This window comes from Stutzerimonas chloritidismutans AW-1 (assembly GCF_000495915.1).
Lineage (GTDB): Bacteria > Pseudomonadota > Gammaproteobacteria > Pseudomonadales > Pseudomonadaceae > Stutzerimonas > Stutzerimonas chloritidismutans.
Window position 1 is genome coordinate 1 of record NZ_AOFQ01000044.1, and the last position, 16,988, is coordinate 16,988.

Genomic DNA, 16,988 nt, shown 5'->3' on the forward strand with positions numbered 1-16,988 from the left:
CGGGTTCCAGCCACTTCCCCCGAACGAAAATCGGTTATGGGGAAGTGAATTCCCCCGTTCGGGGGAAGTGCGTAGTGGTTATGGGGAATTACGCATTAGGGGGAAGTGCTCAAACGCAGCAATGGCGCGGGTTCCAGCCACTTCCCCCGAACGAAAATCGGTTATGGGGAAGTGAATTCCCCCGTTCGGGGGAAGTGCGTAGTGGTTATGGGGAATTACGCATTAGGGGGAAGTGCTCAAACGCAGCAATGGCGCGGGTTCCAGCCACTTCCCCCGAACGAAAATCGGTTATGGGGAAGTGAATTCCCCCGTTCGGGGGAAGTGCGTAGTGGTTATGGGGAATTACGCATTAGGGGGAAGTGCTCAAACGCAGCAATGGCGCGGGTTCCAGCCACTTCCCCCGAACGAAAATCGGTTATGGGGAAGTGAATTCCCCCGTTCGGGGGAAGTGCGTAGTGGTTATGGGGAATTACGCATTAGGGGGAAGTGCTCAAACGCAGCAATGGCGCGGGTTCCAGCCACTTCCCCCGAACGAAAATCGGTTATGGGGAAGTGAATTCCCCCGTTCGGGGGAAGTGCGTAGTGGTTATGGGGAATTACGCATTAGGGGGAAGTGCTCAAACGCAGCAATGGCGCGGGTTCCAGCCACTTCCCCCGAACGAAAATCGGTTATGGGGAAGTGAATTCCCCCGTTCGGGGGAAGTGCGTAGTGGTTATGGGGAATTACGCATTAGGGGGAAGTGCTCAAACGCAGCAATGGCGCGGGTTCCAGCCACTTCCCCCGAACGAAAATCGGTTATGGGGAAGTGAATTCCCCCGTTCGGGGGAAGTGCGTAGTGGTTATGGGGAATTACGCATTAGGGGGAAGTGCTCAAACGCAGCAATGGCGCGGGTTCCAGCCACTTCCCCCGAACGAAAATCGGTTATGGGGAAGTGAATTCCCCCGTTCGGGGGAAGTGCGTAGTGGTTATGGGGAATTACGCATTAGGGGGAAGTGCTCAAACGCAGCAATGGCGCGGGTTCCAGCCACTTCCCCCGAACGAAAATCGGTTATGGGGAAGTGAATTCCCCCGTTCGGGGGAAGTGCGTAGTGGTTATGGGGAATTACGCATTAGGGGGAAGTGCTCAAACGCAGCAATGGCGCGGGTTCCAGCCACTTCCCCCGAACGAAAATCGGTTATGGGGAAGTGAATTCCCCCGTTCGGGGGAAGTGCGTAGTGGTTATGGGGAATTACGCATTAGGGGGAAGTGCTCAAACGCAGCAATGGCGCGGGTTCCAGCCACTTCCCCCGAACGAAAATCGGTTATGGGGAAGTGAATTCCCCCGTTCGGGGGAAGTGCGTAGTGGTTATGGGGAATTACGCATTAGGGGGAAGTGCTCAAACGCAGCAATGGCGCGGGTTCCAGCCACTTCCCCCGAACGAAAATCGGTTATGGGGAAGTGAATTCCCCCGTTCGGGGGAAGTGCGTAGTGGTTATGGGGAATTACGCATTAGGGGGAAGTGCTCAAACGCAGCAATGGCGCGGGTTCCAGCCACTTCCCCCGAACGAAAATCGGTTATGGGGAAGTGAATTCCCCCGTTCGGGGGAAGTGCGTAGTGGTTATGGGGAATTACGCATTAGGGGGAAGTGCTCAAACGCAGCAATGGCGCGGGTTCCAGCCACTTCCCCCGAACTTGCACGTAGTGAAAGCACTTCCCCCTTACCCGAAAAAAAGCGAGTAAGTTCCTTATAAATCTATTACGAGATGGTTTTTTGAAGAAAAAAGCTGGAAACCGTGTCGCGTAGCGGATGTAAGCGATGCCTGTGGAAGGCGCAGGGCATTTGGGTATGCCCGAGGGGGTGTGAAGATGGTAGCACCGTGGATAAATCGCGTGGGGAATTTGGATGGTGCTGGAGCTATTTGCGGGGAGTTTAATGGCGCTGGGTATTGGCGTGCTGGTGGTGCTGATCGTGCTGGTGGTGAGCAGATACCTGTTGGCTGATGCGCGGCGAGAAATTGTGCGTGTGCGTGAATTGCATGCGCGTCTTTGCGGTACCGAGGCGGGAGATAGTGATGGGCGGATTTGAGATTGGCTGGCTACCGGGATTTGGCCCGTGGACAGAGGTTATCCACGGGGTAGTGGCGGCAGGTTTTGCATTGGTGGGTGTTGTGTGCGCTGGGACGTTGGCGCTGCAATTTTATCGATACGCGCTGACGGGTTTGGCCGGGGCGCTTGGCAAGCGAGGCTGATGGTGGAATTCCGAGAAGTGTCACCAGGCGAGTATTTCCCCCCGACCCTACCGAACGGGAGGTTCTTTGCGCAGGCGGCTGGCGGCAGAGATCCACAAGAGATTCTGACGGTAACGGACGTTGGGCTTGAGTGCGGCGGAGTGAGTTTTCTCTGGGCGGACATCACGGGGTTCTCGATCCAGGGCGAGCGAGCCTGCCTGCAGAGCCGCAAGTACCCCTCGGGTGGAGTGCGGTTCACGGTTGGCACCTGCTACTTCGTGGGGCGTGATCTTCAGCGTGAGAAGTACCGGAACGGGTACCCGGTGGAATACTGCCTGATGAACCGGATTACGTTCGAGCAACAACGGCTGTGAACATGTGTCGCGCAGCGGATGATTCCCATGAAACGTCCGCTGAATTGCTCTCAGCGGCCCTGTGGGGCTGCTGGTGAAGAGATATGCATATGGCTATTGGATACCAAAGAGTCGATTAGGGTAGAAGCGCTGGCTCCGCAGCTCGTGTCGCACGGGCCGAAATAGCCGCCGAGAAAAATTATTCTGAATTATTCGGTTTTGAATAATTTTCTATGTGAATAGTGGTCGAGCATGATCATTCACAGAACTTCGTGCTGTATCACGTCCAGCACAAGGGAACGCTGAGGGGCGAATCTGTAGTCATGAGGCGGTAATACCCGTTGGGTTGTGTCACCGCTGGTAGGGAAAAGCTGTCCCATCCAGGGAAAAGCGTCAGACCCTGCCGGGTGCTGCCATCGCTCAATCGACCTACTACGCGCATGCATGCTGCCAGACCGACCCCGAGCGGCGTTCTCGGCGAGTACGACATGACGATGTGTTGAACATGCATATCCAGCGGGTCTGGGACGAATACTTCCACGTCTACGGTGCGCGCAAGGTCTGGCGCCAACTCAGGCGTGAAGGCGTGGTAGCGACGCGCTGTACGGTGGAGTGACTGATGCGTCGGCCGGGGCTCAAAGGCGTCGTACGCGGCAAACCGGTCATGACTACCGTCAGCGACAAGGCGACTCCGTGCCCGCTGGACAAGGTCAATCGCCAGTTCCGCGCCGAGCGGCCAAACGCGCTCTGGGTATCGGACTTCACCTACGTCAGTTCTTGGCAGGGCTTCGTCTATGTGGCTTTCGTCATCGACGTGTTGCCGTAGTGGCTGTCCGGTGGCAACGCTATGGTGCTGTCTGACTGAAAAGCATCCTTAAACGCGATCCCGTTGCCAAGGTGGAGGTCAAACGGCAACGCTGGTCTCAGCGTTTATCGCTCCTGAGTCCGGCACAAATACAATAGGTTCCGGGTACGGCCAGGACGACGCAGACGATTGGCCCCACGCCCATGATTTGCCCCCAGAGGCTTTTCAGCAGCGGATACGCGAAGAACACCGCTGCCGCTTCCGCCGGTTGCATGGTGGCCAGCCTGCCGAGGATGGCGGCACTCATTCCCGAAAGCAGTAGCAGCATGCAGCCTGTTACCGCCAACACTGGTTGGAGTCGGGATTGTGGATTGCGACGATGGCCAGATGCCGGAACGTCCAGTGGCAACGGAATCTGCCGAACGAGCCTACTGCGTTCAATGCGTGCATCGAATGTCAGGGCTAGCCAGGAAATTCCGATGGCGAAGACGAGGATGAAGCTAACAGCCAGTGCAAGTGACGACATGATCAAACTCCTCTGAGTGCTGTGGCGACTGCCCGTTAGTCGAAACCGAAGGACGAAAAACTGTCTCCGAAGCTGCTCATACCGTGATCAAACGACAGGCTGTCAGTCATCGTGTCCGTGCCGAACGCGTTACCCATGACATCGAAACAGCTGTCGAGCATGGGCATTCCGTTGGCGGGATTGAGCCAGAAGGTTTCCATGGGTTCGAAGTGGGTCGATGAGAAAGCTGAGAAAGTATCCTCGGCTTGGGTCTGGCCTACCGGGTCAAATGAATCAGCCCAGTTAGTGTGATCCTGCAGGATGCTGTCGAACGACGTACTCGTGTCCCCATCTTCCAGCGAATCGACCTGATACCACCAACGTTCCTGGCGAATACCAAGGCCGTCATGCACCACGACCGCTTTTCCCTGGCTGGGATAGATGACCGTGGTGAATGCCGCTTTTTCTGGCCGGACGACAGAGGTGATGAGATTGGCAATGTGCGTAAACAGGTTCATGGCTAGCTCCTCGGTTTAGTTGGTTTCAGCATCTCCTGAACCCCAAATAACCCAAGGCATGGGTAAGATCGCATACCGCCTTGGAGACGGATCATCTATTGCAAGCTCGGGTGCGTAGGGGAGCACAAGCACGGCTCGGATCAGCAAACCATTACCGCAGCCAGGCCCTTTCCCTTCCAGGAGAAGCAGCACAGCAGGCGTGCGATGCCGGTTACCGCGCGGATACCCGCCACAATTGATCTACTCGCGTCGTGAAACTCTGGCTCATCAGCTCGCGACGCATGCTCCAGGCGGGGGCTGCTGGTACCACACCAGGTCGCAACGTTCCCCGTCCCCATTTGGCGTTGATCGAATCAAGCACGGCCATCACCTTCTCCGAATTAGCTGGCTGACTGGAGGCGAACAGGTCGTCGGTGAATTCACCGCGCCCGCACAGATCCATCAGCAGCACTTCCGCTTTTGAGAAAGCGAAACCTGGGCGATACAGCTTGTCGAGGCCGGCAAGCGCGGCCTGGGTGATCAGTCGAGTGTCGTCGGTGGGGTAGGGCAGCTCGCACAGCATGCCCTTGGCGAATTTAGGCTCGTCCGGATTGAACATACCGGTGCGGATGCTGACCCGTACTCGCTTGCAAACCGAGCCCTGAGCACGCAATTTCTCGCAGGCCCGAGCGGCATAGCTGGCCACCGCCTCGCGGATAGGAGCCAACTCGTCCAGGCGCTCGCCGAACATGCGGCTGCAGCAGATTTCCTGTTTAGGTGGCGCAATGCCGTCCAGCTCCAGGCAGGGCGTGCCCCGCAGTTCGCGTGCGGTTTTTTCCAGCACCACGCTGAATTGTTTCCGCAGGGTCCAAGCGTCTGCCTCGGCCAGTTGCCAGGCCGTGCGTATGCCCATTTCACCGAGGCGCTCAGTGAGTCGCCGACCAACCCCCCAGACTTCGTTTACCGCCACGGCTTGCAGCAGTTTGTCCCGCCGTTTTGGATCGGTGATGTCCACTACGCCGCCGGTTTGTCGCTGCCAGCGTTTCGCGGCAAAGTTGGCGAGTTTCGCCAGCGTCTTGGTCGGAGCAATGCCGACTCCAGTGGGAATGCCCGTTGCGGCGATAATCTGTGAGCGGATCTCCCGCCCCATGCGTACCCGATCTGTTTGGATACCGGTTAGCTCTGCAAAGGCTTCGTCGATGCTGTACACCTCCAGTTGCGGCACCAAGCCCTCGATGACGGTCATCACGCGCTCGCTGATGTCGCCGTTTATGTGTAATAGAAAGTCAATAAGAACCGGGCCATGCTCGCCCTTGGAGCTTCTCATACCCAACCGGTATGGCTGTAGCTTCTGAGGAGATCGCCGTCGCTCACCGGATCATCCGGTCATCCTGTTAGTAACCGGTCAAAGCTGATCTGTTACATCGAAGGCGGACACCTGTCCATCGACAACACCCCTGCCGAGCGGTGAACCGCCCTCCCATGTACATATGACCAAAACGTCGCCGTTATCCTACCGTTCTGTCATGCCTACCCACGACGGAGTATTGACGGTCTCCGTCCTATAACATAGCTTTTCCGAAAGGCGCTCAAGTACATATCGTCATGTGCATACGAGCCTCGTGTCGTTAAAAGAAATGGTTGGTGCCGCATGAAAGTGCTCTTCATGATGCCGTTCGGCGTGTCGAGCTTCTCCGCCCCCATCAAGATCAAGGCTTCGTCTTGGTGTTAGTGCCAGATGCACGTCACCTTGCGGTGCAGGAATGGAGTGTGAACATGAAAGCAGAAACGGAATCGCGGATTTTTTCGGTGGACGAATATGTCCGTCCGTCTAACGGCGAACCGATCCGTTCAGTTGTTCTGGAGACCAACGATTCTGTCGTTGTAGTTTGGCACGCCTACCCTAGGCAGGAAATAGCTGCCCATGTCCATCCTCACGGCCAAGATACTTGGACGGTTATCTCAGGTGAGGCCAAGTATTATCAAGGCAACGGCGTAGAAATTCATCTTAAAGCTGGAGATATTGCCATTGCAAAACCTGGGCAAGTACATGGTGCCGTGAACTCTGGTCCAGGACCTTTCATATTTGTCTCCGTGGTTGCGCCGGGCAGTGCAGGTTTTGCGTTATCTGAGAAATAGGCGAAAGGCCTGAGAGGAACCTGATGAATACACGAGTATTTACGTTCGCTGGTGGAGAAACGGGGGTTTGGCGCGTTGTTGCGATGAATGCCGTGGCAGGAGCCCCTCTCCCTGGAATCCCACGGCTCAACGTAGCCGCTGGCTCTGTTTCGCCGCAGCCTCCGGGCACCAAATGGCTCCTTCGCGGGATAACGAGTAACGAGCGCTATGTCGTGCGTGAAGAGAAGGATCGTCTCGTGGCGAAGCAGCCAAGCTTGGGTCGAGCAGAGGCTACCTGCGCCGCCCTGATCCCTATCCGGAAAAACCCCTCATGGTGGGGACTGTCTCAAGACGAACGCCGGAAGATTTTTGAGGAACAGTCCCGTCACATTCACATCGGGCTCCAATATCTCCCTGCTGTGGCCCGCCGCCTCCACCATTGTCGGGACCTGGGCGAGAACGAACCCTTCGACTTCTTGACTTGGTTCGAATATTCCCCGTCTGATGAGACGGCCTTTAACAGGCTTCTGGCCGAACTCCGAGCCTCGGTGGAGTGGCAGTATGTCGACAGAGAAATCGACATCCGGCTAGTGCATGAGCCGGCCTAGCATCAGGTTTAACTTCGATCTACGTGCGGCACACTCCTGCGACACCCGCAGCCCAGCAAAACCCCGAAAAATCTAGTGTGTCGCATAACTTAGGAGTAACGCGACAGGTATGTCTAGCGAGCCACTAGTCGCTTAAGAACTTTTCTACTTATAGCCTCCTCTTTCTCTCATCGATCTCCTCGGCATCCTGCCGTCTAGAGCCGGCACATTGTCCAGCTTTCGAATGAGGCTCTCCAGCTTTTCCAAGTCGCCCTCGGCAATGGCTCGCTCGTCGGGAGTTAAAGGCACGGCCTCCAAGTACCGTCCGATAGACGATTTGCTTTCCAATGCTTGGGCCCTTGCGCTGGCTTTCGGCAAGTTGAAGTCACACCCCGCACAGGCCATGCGATGTGGGCAGCTGCTCCAGAAGGGATTTGAACAATACGAGTCGCCCAAGTCATAGAAGGTGTAGGGGGCATCTGAATGGCGAACAATTACGTCATGATCGATCAAAACGGAGACCATATGGGCCATTTGATCGGCTTTAACGAAGGATGCTGCCAGCTTGGTAGGCCGAATTCGAATGTAATGCAAAGTCGAATTCGGCGAGCTATGTCCCGACCACTGCATTAGCTCGATCAGCGACATGCCCTGAGGGACGCTGGCGAGCGCCGTCACTGCGGAGGCACGTCCCCGGTGGCTGGTGATTCGCCCGCGACTGTCCTCCAGTGGCACACCCGCCTTGGCGCATAGCATTGGAATGATGGTGCCATTAATGACACTGGAGCCTATGCGCTTGCCTCGAAACTGAAATAGGTAGCTAACTTTTTCCCCGGTTCGCTCATCCAGCAAAGCGGCCTGGTTAGCAGGCCTGTCCTCCAGCCAGGCGTCAATGCGCTCCTTCACGACCACCGCTACAGGTTTGACGAAAGCTTTGAACGTCTTGCTGGCAGGAATATCGAGATAGCATAAAGTTTTTGCTGGAACGATGGTCCCATCCTCGTGTACCACATCATTGGTCTGAGGATGCGCGCATCTTTTATCCAAGCGCATGATTTCATTGCTGCGCAAACCAGCGTGCGTCCACACTACAGCAATGGCTTGAACCATCGACAGCGGATAGTGAATCTCCGAAAGCAGATCACTACGCTCAAGATTTAGACTCGCCCAAATCAGCTTGAGCCAGGTCGAGTCATCAATTACCCGCGGGTTGATACCCGAGTTGAATGTCACGGATCGCGGGGTGGCGAGGTGATGCCGGGGGCTGAACTTCAAACGACCCCATCCCCAGAGTTCAAAGTCTGTAAAAAATCGTCGCAAGGCATGTAGAAAGCCGCGCTTCGAGTTGGCAGCGATAGGCTGACCAAGCCCCTTTAGCTGTGTTCCCTTCGCTGACTCCAAAGCCCACTCACCGACCGTCATCCGGTCGACGGCAGCAATAAATGCAGCGCAAGTGGACATGCTCCAATCGGTAGGCGCCGCCATTCCTGATTGCTCGCGCGCTAGCCAGACACCGGTCCTCAAGATAAAACTGTAATTGCTTTCACGTGTGCGTGGACGCAAGGTGGAAGTGTCTCGCCATCGACGGCACCACATTGCCCAAGTCGGATCGATGCCTTCGATGCTTTTCGCCCGCCAACAGGTATAGCCTCGCATGCGTAAAGGTTTCGCCAAAATCCCCATGGCAGCGAGGCCGTGAGATACCTTTCCGACCGATCTCGCGACACCTTCGCTTCGATGCTGTTGGCCCTTCAGTAGCAGTTCCTCGGTGAATGTCTCCAACCGCGGATCGCCGTTTTCCAGCATCAAGGCACCCAGCACGTTGGAAAGGAACTGCTCAAGATGGCGAGCAGCGTAGCCCAGCGATCTCAACGCTTGGCTCAAGCGAACGTGCTCATGTCTGAACACGGCATGGCCGAAGATAAAAGAAGCATATATCGCCGGCTGCCGGAATTTGGCGATACGCTGCGGGGTTCGAAAATCGCCGAGATGGTAAGCAACGGAAGCGAGATATGGTCGTGATCCTGCTCGATTACTGAGCAAGGTCAACCACTGCGACTCAGACCAACACCAGTAGGGTTTACCGGTTTTGCTGACATTCCAGAGAATGACTGCCACTGATGAAATGGCTAATCGCTGAGAAACGCCGCTGTGCGCCGCTATATCAGCTAGCGGCCTCATGAGCTCAGGTATCTCTGATTGGAGGTAGCCCCAGTCTGAACGGTGAGAGCGATTCGAAAGTATGCTCAGCTCGATTTTCGATAGATCGCTCTGACGTACGTACTTGCTCGCGTCGAACGGAACATAAGGGGTGACTGAGGGGGTGCTCATAGCAATGCCTCAGACCCAAAGAGTTCACAGAACATCCGAGCATCGAGACTGCCGACGGAGTGCGCCATCTTTGCGGTTAAATCCGCGCCAGATAGGTGCAGGTAAATCAAAGTGGTTTTGGGGTCTCGATGTCCAGCATACGTGGTCAGTTCATGGAGCTTCCAGCCCGCACGGGCCAGATGGGTAAGCCGAAGGTGGCGAAAGGTATGAGTGCTCAGGTGCGATAGTTTCGCTTCCTTGGCCCACCCTTCAACCGTTTTACTCCACGCCCAACGGGACAGTGGCGAGCCTCGATTACGATCTGATGCTGATCGAAACAACGAACCTCGCATCCAGCCAGCGCCGCGAAGAGCATGTAGATGCTCTATCAAGACAGGTGCAATGTCTGGGCTGTAGCACACGACGCGGCTGCGTTTGCCTTTGGTCGTTTCCGCTCGCACCGAGATCAGTCGGTGTGCAACGTCTAAATCCTCAATACGCAAGGCCACCAACTCGGCACGGCGAAGAGCCCCGAAATACGCCAACGACAGCATTAGTCGATCACGGATAGACGACCTGGCCGCAATACTGAGAAAGTGTCGCCACTGCTCATCGGTGGGAATGTCTGGCAACTTAATCAGCCGTGGGAGCAAGCCCCTGACAAACCCTCCATGTCCAGGCACTTGGGCCAGCCGACCATGCTGTCCGCGGGGCACGGGGTTGTGCTCGCAAAGACCCTGAAAAACGAGGTGGTCGTACCACAACCGGATAGCAGTAAGCCGCTGGTGCAAGGTTGAATTCGCCACCGCGCTCTTTGCGCCAGGTAGCAGCTCACGGATGTAGAGCGTGACTTGTTCGAATGTCGCGGATTCGGGTTTCAGCCCACTCCCTTCGCAATGCAATAAGTAATGCGCAAGGGCACGGCCATAGGCGTCAAGGGTGGCCGGCGCACGCCCCAGATTACCCAAGAGCTCCAGCCAAGCTTGTACACTGGAATAACGACTTAACACTTGCTTGTGCAATGGGGTGGTGGTCATGGGCGCCCCCTGAGCGTCAACGGATTCAGCCTAGCTCAAAAGCATTCCACCTAACTTAATAAAGCGCATAGTTCGAGCTGAACGCAACGCCACCGGCTGCCTCAAAACGTCGGCGCACTTGAAACCACGGCTCGCCCATCTTGATCCCGAGCGCCTTGGCCTCAGGCGTGCGGCTGACCACGCAGCCATCGTTGTTCGACAGCACCACAATGGGCGTGCGGATCAGGTCGGGACGAAAAACTCTCTCGCAACTGCAGTAGAACGAGTTGCAGTCAATCAGGGCGAAAATACGTTCAGCCACAATTGCGCCCCTGTCGGCACAGACCGACATACACGCCCCAGATTTGCAGTTCCTCGCCCTCCAGCACATAGCGAGGCGGGTAGGCCGGATTAGCAGAGCGGAGCACCACCTGCTGCTGCTCGATGTCGAAAATCTTGATCAATGGATCGCCGTTGAGGCAGGCAATGACCACGTCTTCGCGACGCGGTTGCAGCGCTTTGTCGATCAGCACAAGGTCGCCGTCGAGAATGCCTAAGCCCGTCAGGCTATGGCCTGAAACCTGAGCGAGATAAATCTGCGGGCGATGCAGCTGGAACAGTTCATCCAGCGAGACCCGTTGCTCGATGTGATCTTGTGCCGGGCTGGGGAATCCTGCCGGTACAGTCGGCAGAAAAAACGGGATGGTCGTCGGAGAGGGCGCGACGGGTCCGAGGATCGAAATGCTGTCCACGGGATGCATCTTGAGTACTGGATGGATAAACAGTATTTGTTGGCGGCAGCGTGCAGTCAAATCGAAAGTGACGGGAGGAGGTATGTGCGGACGCTTCGTTCAACGACAAAGCTTGTCGGCGTATGTGAATGAGCTGGGCGAAGCACAATAGCTCCTGCCTGGATGGGATGAAACGCTGCTAGCAGTGCCACTGGCTGCAAGCTGTACGTATTGGGATACCCCGCTGAGACCCTACAACTGATCCACTTGCGTGTGCATATCCAAGCGGTATTTGGCCAGTAGTCTAGAGCTGCCGAGGTATGCACGGGGTTTCGGTAAACATTCCACTACGGCTCATCTGTGGGTGCTGGCGAATCCAATTCATTTTTGGCGGCTTGATAGAGTTTCACGAGCTCTTCAAGCCGAGTGGGGTTGTTAAGCAATTGCTCTTCATTGTCTCGTGCCAGCTCTAATAGAGCGAGTTCTGCCCTTGCCTCTAGCTCCTCCGCATCGCTTTCGAACCCGTCTCCATCGCCATAGGTCCGGTTGAACATTTCGATGAGGTGTAGGAAATAGCCTCTGGCGGCTTTCCGCCTCCGGAACGACCGTTCTGGATAAAAAGACTTCGCCGCCGCTTTCCTACATGAAACGTGACCGTGCTTCGCGTCTGTTACGCCGGTCATGAGCCAAAAGGCGTAGTCAGGCCAGAGCCGAGCCACGGCTAGCAGCATCTCTAATGTCGGACGCTGTTTGCCGTGAAATGCCTTATTCCAGCTGGTTGCGGGAATGCCTGTAAGCGCCTCCATTTCCGACCAACGTCTGGCGTCGCTGGTATGTGCTCTCAGGATAGATTGAAACCGCTCGTAAAAATCCAAATTAGTTCACCTATAAGCATTTATCTAGGATAATATATCCTAGCATCGCGAGTATATGTCTGAAGTATAGCATTATAGAGGGGGCTAGCATGACTGATACCGAAACGATACTACTGGCGCAATTCAACACACCGCTCCTCACCCTAGAGCAGCTAGCGCAGATTCTAGACCGCAGTCCAGATGGGCTACGCATCACGCTTAACGGTGATAACGAGCTGGCTGAGGGGTTACGTCCAGCGCGGCGAAAAATTGGGCGTAGGTTGCTATTCCGAGTGGCTGAGGTTGCCAGATTCATCGATGGGGAGTGATCGTATCTGTGAGTATCCGGGCGATGAATTGGGTGTGGGGGCAACGGCTGGCGTGCAGTCCAAAACTGGTCCTCATGGCCCTGGCTGATGCGGCTGATGACACAGGGTACTGCTGGCCAAAAATCAAAACTGTAGCTAGGAAATGTTGTGTTTCGGAGCGGACAGTACAGCGGGTTATGAAGAATTTGATAGCAGCGGGACTGCTAGAGTCAAGCTATCGCTACAGTGAGGAGGGGCGTCAGTTATCGAATGGTTATCGATTAATAATGCTTGATAATCAAGGCCCCGACAAATTGTCACCCGCCCCAAGGGGCATTGACGCGGGGGTGACTCCGCAGGCACCGCCGGGGGTGACAAAAACGCGTCGTGGTCGGGGTGACAGGGCTATGTCGTACCAACAACCACCACAAGAACCAAAAAATCAAACCCTAAGCGGATTCCAGGCCATCGCGCCACCCCATTCGCTGCGATTCCCATTTGGTTTGGGGGATTTGGAGCAGCGCCGGTGTGCTGCGCTTGTCGCCGAGCTAGATGAGGCGCAGGCCCAGGGATTGTTGGATGGATTGGCGCGGACAATGGTACGGGGCATGATTCGAACCACCCCTGAACAATGGCTATGGGGTGCAGTACAGGCAAAGCTCAATGGCAGGCGAGCCCATGGGAAAACACTCGTCCTGAGCGAGCATGCCTATCGAGACGAGCTGATGAGAAAAGGGCTCTCGGCTGAAGATGCTGCAGATATTGCTGCGAAAACTTGTAGGTAGGGGCCACATGCTGGGGGCCGATCAAGATCAGGACTCACGTGTGTTAGTTAGGTTATCGAGCCTGCTGACCAGATCCTCTGCTCGCAGGTGCGTGTAGCGCTTCAGCATCTGCATCGACTTGTGGCCGCTGATGGCGGACACCTCCTGGTCGGATAGGCCGCCCTCGACCAATCGGCTTACCGCTTCGTGCCGTAGGTCATGGAAGCGTAGATCAGGCATGCCCAGTTTGGTCTTCAGCAGTCCCCAGGTTTTGGTAAACGCGTAGGGGCTACGCTTGCCGTTCTTGCCCGGTTCGCCAAAGAACACCAGGTCGCAGTCAATGGGTCGCACGGGGTTGTTCAGCGCTGCTTGGAAGGTCTCTGTAGCCCATTTGCTGAGTGGGACGGTGCGTGCGCTGTCGTTCTTGGTGTCTGAGAGGCGCACTACGCGCTTTTTCATGTCGACCTGATGCCGGCGCAGGGATGTAATCTCGGACGAGCGCATGCCGGTTTCCAGAGCTATGCGGACGATCCAGCCGAGCATTGGGTTGCTGTGATTGTTTACGGCTGTCAGCAGGCGGCGTTCTTCTTCTGCAGACAAACGCCGGTCGCGGCCTTCTCCGGGGCTCGGTTTGCGGATGTTCAGCACCGGATTGAAGCTCAGGCCCAGGCCCCATTCCTGAATTGCCACGGTGAACAGGTGGCTGAGTAGAGCCAGTTCCAGGCGCACGGTGTTGTTGCTGGTGGGCTTGCCGCGATTGGTAATCGATGCCAGGCGCGTATCGCGGTAGCTGGCGATGATCTCAGCCGAGAGGGCAGCCATGGAGTATTTGCCCAGGTGGCTGATCAACTGCTGGGCTTTGGTGGCTTCGGCGCGCTGAGTGGTTGGCTTCTTGGTTGGGCTGACTTCGCTCAGGTAGCGCTTCAGCGCCATCTCCAGGGTCATGCGCTCGGAGCCGCTGCGCTGGATGTATACGCCCCTGACCATTTCGTCTTCGGTGCGGCGTGCCCAGTCCTCTGCGTCGCGTTTGGTGCGGAAGGTTTTGGTGTTGGTCGGCCAGCCGGTTTTGCGAACCAAGGCTTTCCATGTACCAGCTTCGGTTTTGACAATCGTGGCCATGATTTTGAGCTCCAAAGGCGTGCCGCTGTACCAGCACTGTACCGAATTTGTACCTTTGGAATATAGGACTGTGTTGCTGACTTTTCCAGCAGACAAAGAAAAGCCGCACGGTACGCGGCTTTGAAGGTGGTGGGCCCACACGGACTCGAACCGTGGACCAAAGGATTATGAGTCCTCTGCTCTAACCAACTGAGCTATAGGCCCCCAGAAGGCCGGCGGATTATACCGGCGGTATGGCGGCTGCGCCAATCGAAGCTAGCTGCTCCGAGGCATACGGCAGAAAAAAGAACCCCCGGCATGCCGGGGGTTCTGGTCTTACTCGTCGAGGAAGGAGCGCAGATGCTCGCTTCTCGTCGGGTGGCGCAGCTTGCGCAGCGCCTTGGCTTCGATCTGACGGATTCGCTCGCGGGTGACATCGAACTGCTTGCCGACTTCCTCGAGGGTGTGGTCGGTGTTCATGTCGATGCCGAAGCGCATGCGCAGTACCTTGGCTTCACGAGCCGTGAGGCCGGAGAGCACTTCGCGAGTGGCTTCCTTGAGGCTTTCCACAGTGGCTACGTCAATTGGCGACTGCATGGCCGAGTCTTCGATGAAGTCACCCAAGTGCGAGTCTTCGTCGTCACCGATTGGCGTTTCCATGGAGATCGGCTCTTTGGCGATCTTCAGTACCTTGCGGATCTTGTCCTCGGGCATTTCCATGCGTTCGCCCAGCTCTTCAGGTGTGGGTTCGCGACCCATTTCCTGCAGCATCTGACGGGAGATGCGGTTGAGCTTGTTGATCGTCTCGATCATGTGAACCGGGATACGGATGGTCCGCGCCTGGTCGGCAATGGAACGAGTGATCGCCTGGCGAATCCACCAGGTGGCGTAGGTAGAGAACTTGTAGCCGCGGCGGTATTCGAACTTGTCCACCGCCTTCATCAGGCCGATGTTGCCTTCCTGGATCAGATCAAGGAACTGCAGGCCGCGGTTGGTGTACTTCTTCGCGATCGAGATGACCAGGCGCAGGTTGGCTTCAACCATCTCTTTCTTCGCACGGCGGGCTTTGGCCTCGCCGATGGACATGCGACGGTTGATGTCCTTGATGTCAGCGATGACCAGGTCGCATTCCTGTTCCAGCTCGATCAGCTTCTGCTGGCAGCGAACGATGTCTTCCTTGCGGTTGCCGATGGCTTCGGCATACTTGCCTTTGCCGGAAGCCAGTTGCTCGGCCCAGTCGAGATTGGTCTCGTTGTTCGGGAACTGACGCAGGAAGTCGGCGCGCGGCATGCGGGCGTCACGCACGCACAGCTGCATGATGGCGCGCTCCTGGGCGCGGATCTGGCTCAGGGCGTTGCGAACGCGCTCGACCAGTGCGTCGTACTGCTTGGGTACGAGCTTGATCGGCATGAACAGAATGGCGAGTGCTTCGAGCTCCTCGACGGCCTGCTGGCTGGCGCGGCCGTGCTTCTTCAGCGCCTTCTTGGCTTTCTCCAGCTGCTCGGCGACTGCGCCGAAACGCATACGCGCGACCTCGGGGTCGGGGCCGCCATCGCCTTCTTCCTCTTCGCTGTCGGAATCGTCCTCTTCCTCATCATCCTTGTCGTCGGCCGCCGGCTTCGCGGTGGTCTGCGGGGTTTCCGGCTCGACCTCCTGAGGACCAGCGGCGCCGTCGTCGTCAGGGTCGATGTAACCGCTGAGGATGTCGGACAGGCGGCCACCTTCGGTCGTCACTCGCTCATAGTCGGCGAGAATGCTGTCGACGGTGCCGGGGAAGTGAGCGATGGCGCTCATCACTTCGCGAATGCCTTCCTCGATGCGTTTGGCGATTTCGATCTCGCCTTCGCGGGTCAGCAGTTCGACCGTGCCCATTTCACGCATGTACATGCGAACGGGATCGGTGGTTCGACCGATGTCGGTCTCGACCGCAGCGAGTGCGGCGGCGGCCTCTTCGGCAGCGGCTTCATCGGTATCGGCTTCGGCCAGCAACAGGGCATCGGCATCCGGGGCAACCTCGAATACATTGATACCCATGTCATTGATCATGCGAATGATGTCTTCCACCTGTTCCGGATCGGAAATATCCTCCGGTAGGTGGTCGTTGACCTCTGCGTAAGTCAGGTACCCCTGCTCACGGCCACGCTGGATCAACTCTTTGAGGCGGGACTGCTGTTGCGCTTTTCCGGACATATAACCCTATCCACTGAAGGTTCTGGCGGGCTGAAAACAAGCTGAGCATTATAGCCGAGCTAGGACCTCAGACGCCAGTTGAGGTCGGTGTAGCGGGTATTGCATTACGGCTCAGCAGGTTACGCAGTTGGTCTTTTTCCTCTGCGCTGAGTTCACCTTGGCGAGCCTTACGCAGCAGGCTTTCGAGTCGGCGTTCCCGCTGTCGGGCGGCAAGGCTATTAATGGTGTCGAAAAACTGCTGTTCAAGGTTGTCGGCCGAGATCAGCCATTCTTTCTCTGCAAGTGCGCGTAAAAGTCGCCCTTGGTCGGTTCCATGCCAGCGGGCGATCAGCTGCAGGCTACGCAGCTTCGGGTTCTTCTGCAGCGTGCCAAGCAGAGCGACAAGCAATTGTGCGTATGTGTCGTCTTCTGCGGCGAAATGGCTGACGTCCTCGACCTTCTGTGCTAGCTCCGGATGGTGCAGCAGCGTCCGCAGCGTGGTCAGGGTCGGCGGCTCGACGGTAGCTGGCGTACGCGGACCGCGAGGTTTGAAGTCTGGTCGCTGCCCGGATTTTTTCCAGTCTTTCTTCCATTCCTTTTTTTCGCCGCGTTGTGGCTTGGGGGCTTCGGGGGGGTGGGAGTAGTCGGTCTCGGCGGAGTG

13 protein-coding genes, 1 tRNA gene and 4 pseudogenes are annotated in these 16,988 nt (G+C 56.7%); 6 read left to right on the forward strand and 12 right to left on the reverse strand.

The annotated features are described in order from the left end of the window. Positions 1-1,887: 1,887 nt before the first annotated feature. Together F753_RS49590 and F753_RS38665 are read left to right on the forward strand one after the other, a co-directional pair. Positions 1,888-2,070 carry a hypothetical protein gene (locus F753_RS49590; protein WP_156924040.1) on the forward strand — a complete coding sequence of 61 codons (183 nt, stop codon included), beginning with the start codon at positions 1,888-1,890 and terminating at the stop codon, positions 2,068-2,070. 910 nt (positions 2,071-2,980) lie between these two features. Beyond that, positions 2,981-3,382, forward strand: a pseudogene (locus F753_RS38665) (IS3 family transposase); the annotation flags it as partial. A gap of 106 nt (positions 3,383-3,488) precedes the next feature. Here the strand turns inward: F753_RS38665 and F753_RS38670 are convergent. From F753_RS38670 to F753_RS38680, 3 genes are all read right to left on the reverse strand, one after another. Then, complete coding sequence (locus F753_RS38670; protein ID WP_023445697.1) at positions 3,489-3,896, reverse strand: hypothetical protein; 408 nt, start codon at positions 3,894-3,896, stop codon at positions 3,489-3,491. Positions 3,897-3,931: 35 nt separating this feature from the next. Further along, positions 3,932-4,393: a hypothetical protein gene (locus F753_RS38675; protein ID WP_023445698.1), complete on the reverse strand. Its 462-nt coding sequence runs from the start codon at positions 4,391-4,393 to the stop codon at positions 3,932-3,934. A 211-nt stretch (positions 4,394-4,604) separates the two neighbouring features. After that, positions 4,605-5,699: a DinB/UmuC family translesion DNA polymerase gene (locus tag F753_RS38680; RefSeq protein WP_084799387.1), complete on the reverse strand. Its 1,095-nt coding sequence runs from the start codon at positions 5,697-5,699 to the stop codon at positions 4,605-4,607. A gap of 449 nt (positions 5,700-6,148) precedes the next feature. Between F753_RS38680 and F753_RS49155 the strand changes: the two genes are divergently transcribed. Next, a complete protein-coding gene (locus F753_RS49155; protein WP_071534424.1) occupies positions 6,149-6,511 on the forward strand; it encodes a cupin domain-containing protein in 363 nt (120 codons plus the stop codon). 83 nt (positions 6,512-6,594) lie between these two features. Continuing rightward, positions 6,595-7,098 (forward strand): chlorite dismutase family protein, encoded by a 504-nt coding sequence (locus F753_RS0125045; RefSeq protein WP_011914408.1) that lies wholly within the window; start codon positions 6,595-6,597, stop codon positions 7,096-7,098. A 144-nt stretch (positions 7,099-7,242) separates the two neighbouring features. Here the strand turns inward: F753_RS0125045 and F753_RS0125050 are convergent, their stop codons facing one another. The 5 genes and pseudogenes from F753_RS0125050 to F753_RS38695 all read right to left on the reverse strand — a co-directional run bounded on the left by F753_RS0125050 (position 7,243) and on the right by F753_RS38695 (position 12,009). Continuing rightward, entirely contained in the window at positions 7,243-9,408 is a 2,166-nt protein-coding gene (locus tag F753_RS0125050) for a site-specific integrase (protein ID WP_011914409.1), read from the reverse strand. After that, the gene (locus tag F753_RS0125055) at positions 9,405-10,424 is read right to left on the reverse strand and encodes a tyrosine-type recombinase/integrase (protein WP_011914410.1); all 1,020 of its coding nucleotides are present in this window, start codon (positions 10,422-10,424) and stop codon (positions 9,405-9,407) included. Before F753_RS0125055 ends, F753_RS0125050 begins: the two co-directional genes overlap by 4 nt. A 58-nt stretch (positions 10,425-10,482) precedes the next feature. Next, positions 10,483-10,755 (reverse strand): annotated as a pseudogene (locus F753_RS38685) (Y-family DNA polymerase); the annotation flags it as partial. After that, positions 10,718-11,155: a LexA family protein gene (locus F753_RS38690; RefSeq protein WP_245218661.1), complete on the reverse strand. Its 438-nt coding sequence runs from the start codon at positions 11,153-11,155 to the stop codon at positions 10,718-10,720. The pseudogene F753_RS38685 and the gene F753_RS38690, both read right to left, overlap by 38 nt. Before the next feature lie 326 nt (positions 11,156-11,481). Further along, positions 11,482-12,009, reverse strand: coding sequence for a hypothetical protein (locus tag F753_RS38695; RefSeq protein WP_156924041.1), 528 nt, complete (start codon positions 12,007-12,009; stop codon positions 11,482-11,484). 382 nt (positions 12,010-12,391) lie between these two features. On the opposite strand from F753_RS38695, the pseudogene F753_RS50315 reads away from it, so the two are divergent. Together F753_RS50315 and F753_RS50035 are read left to right on the forward strand one after the other, a co-directional pair. Continuing rightward, positions 12,392-12,511: pseudogene (locus F753_RS50315) on the forward strand (helix-turn-helix domain-containing protein); the annotation flags it as partial. A 192-nt stretch (positions 12,512-12,703) separates the two neighbouring features. After that, positions 12,704-13,081 carry a hypothetical protein gene (locus F753_RS50035; RefSeq protein WP_245218662.1) on the forward strand — a complete coding sequence of 126 codons (378 nt, stop codon included), beginning with the start codon at positions 12,704-12,706 and terminating at the stop codon, positions 13,079-13,081. 27 nt (positions 13,082-13,108) lie between these two features. Here the strand turns inward: F753_RS50035 and F753_RS38705 are convergent, their stop codons facing one another. The 4 genes and pseudogenes from F753_RS38705 to F753_RS0125060 all read right to left on the reverse strand — a co-directional run. After that, complete coding sequence (locus F753_RS38705; RefSeq protein ID WP_023445705.1) at positions 13,109-14,179, reverse strand: tyrosine-type recombinase/integrase; 1,071 nt, start codon at positions 14,177-14,179, stop codon at positions 13,109-13,111. 127 nt (positions 14,180-14,306) lie between these two features. Then, a tRNA-Ile gene (locus F753_RS38710) sits at positions 14,307-14,383 on the reverse strand. 111 nt (positions 14,384-14,494) lie between these two features. Next, positions 14,495-16,348 carry an RNA polymerase sigma factor RpoD gene (gene rpoD, locus F753_RS38715; protein WP_014821693.1) on the reverse strand — a complete coding sequence of 618 codons (1,854 nt, stop codon included), beginning with the start codon at positions 16,346-16,348 and terminating at the stop codon, positions 14,495-14,497. 67 nt (positions 16,349-16,415) lie between these two features. Then, positions 16,416-16,988 (reverse strand): annotated as a pseudogene (locus F753_RS0125060) (DNA primase); the annotation flags it as partial.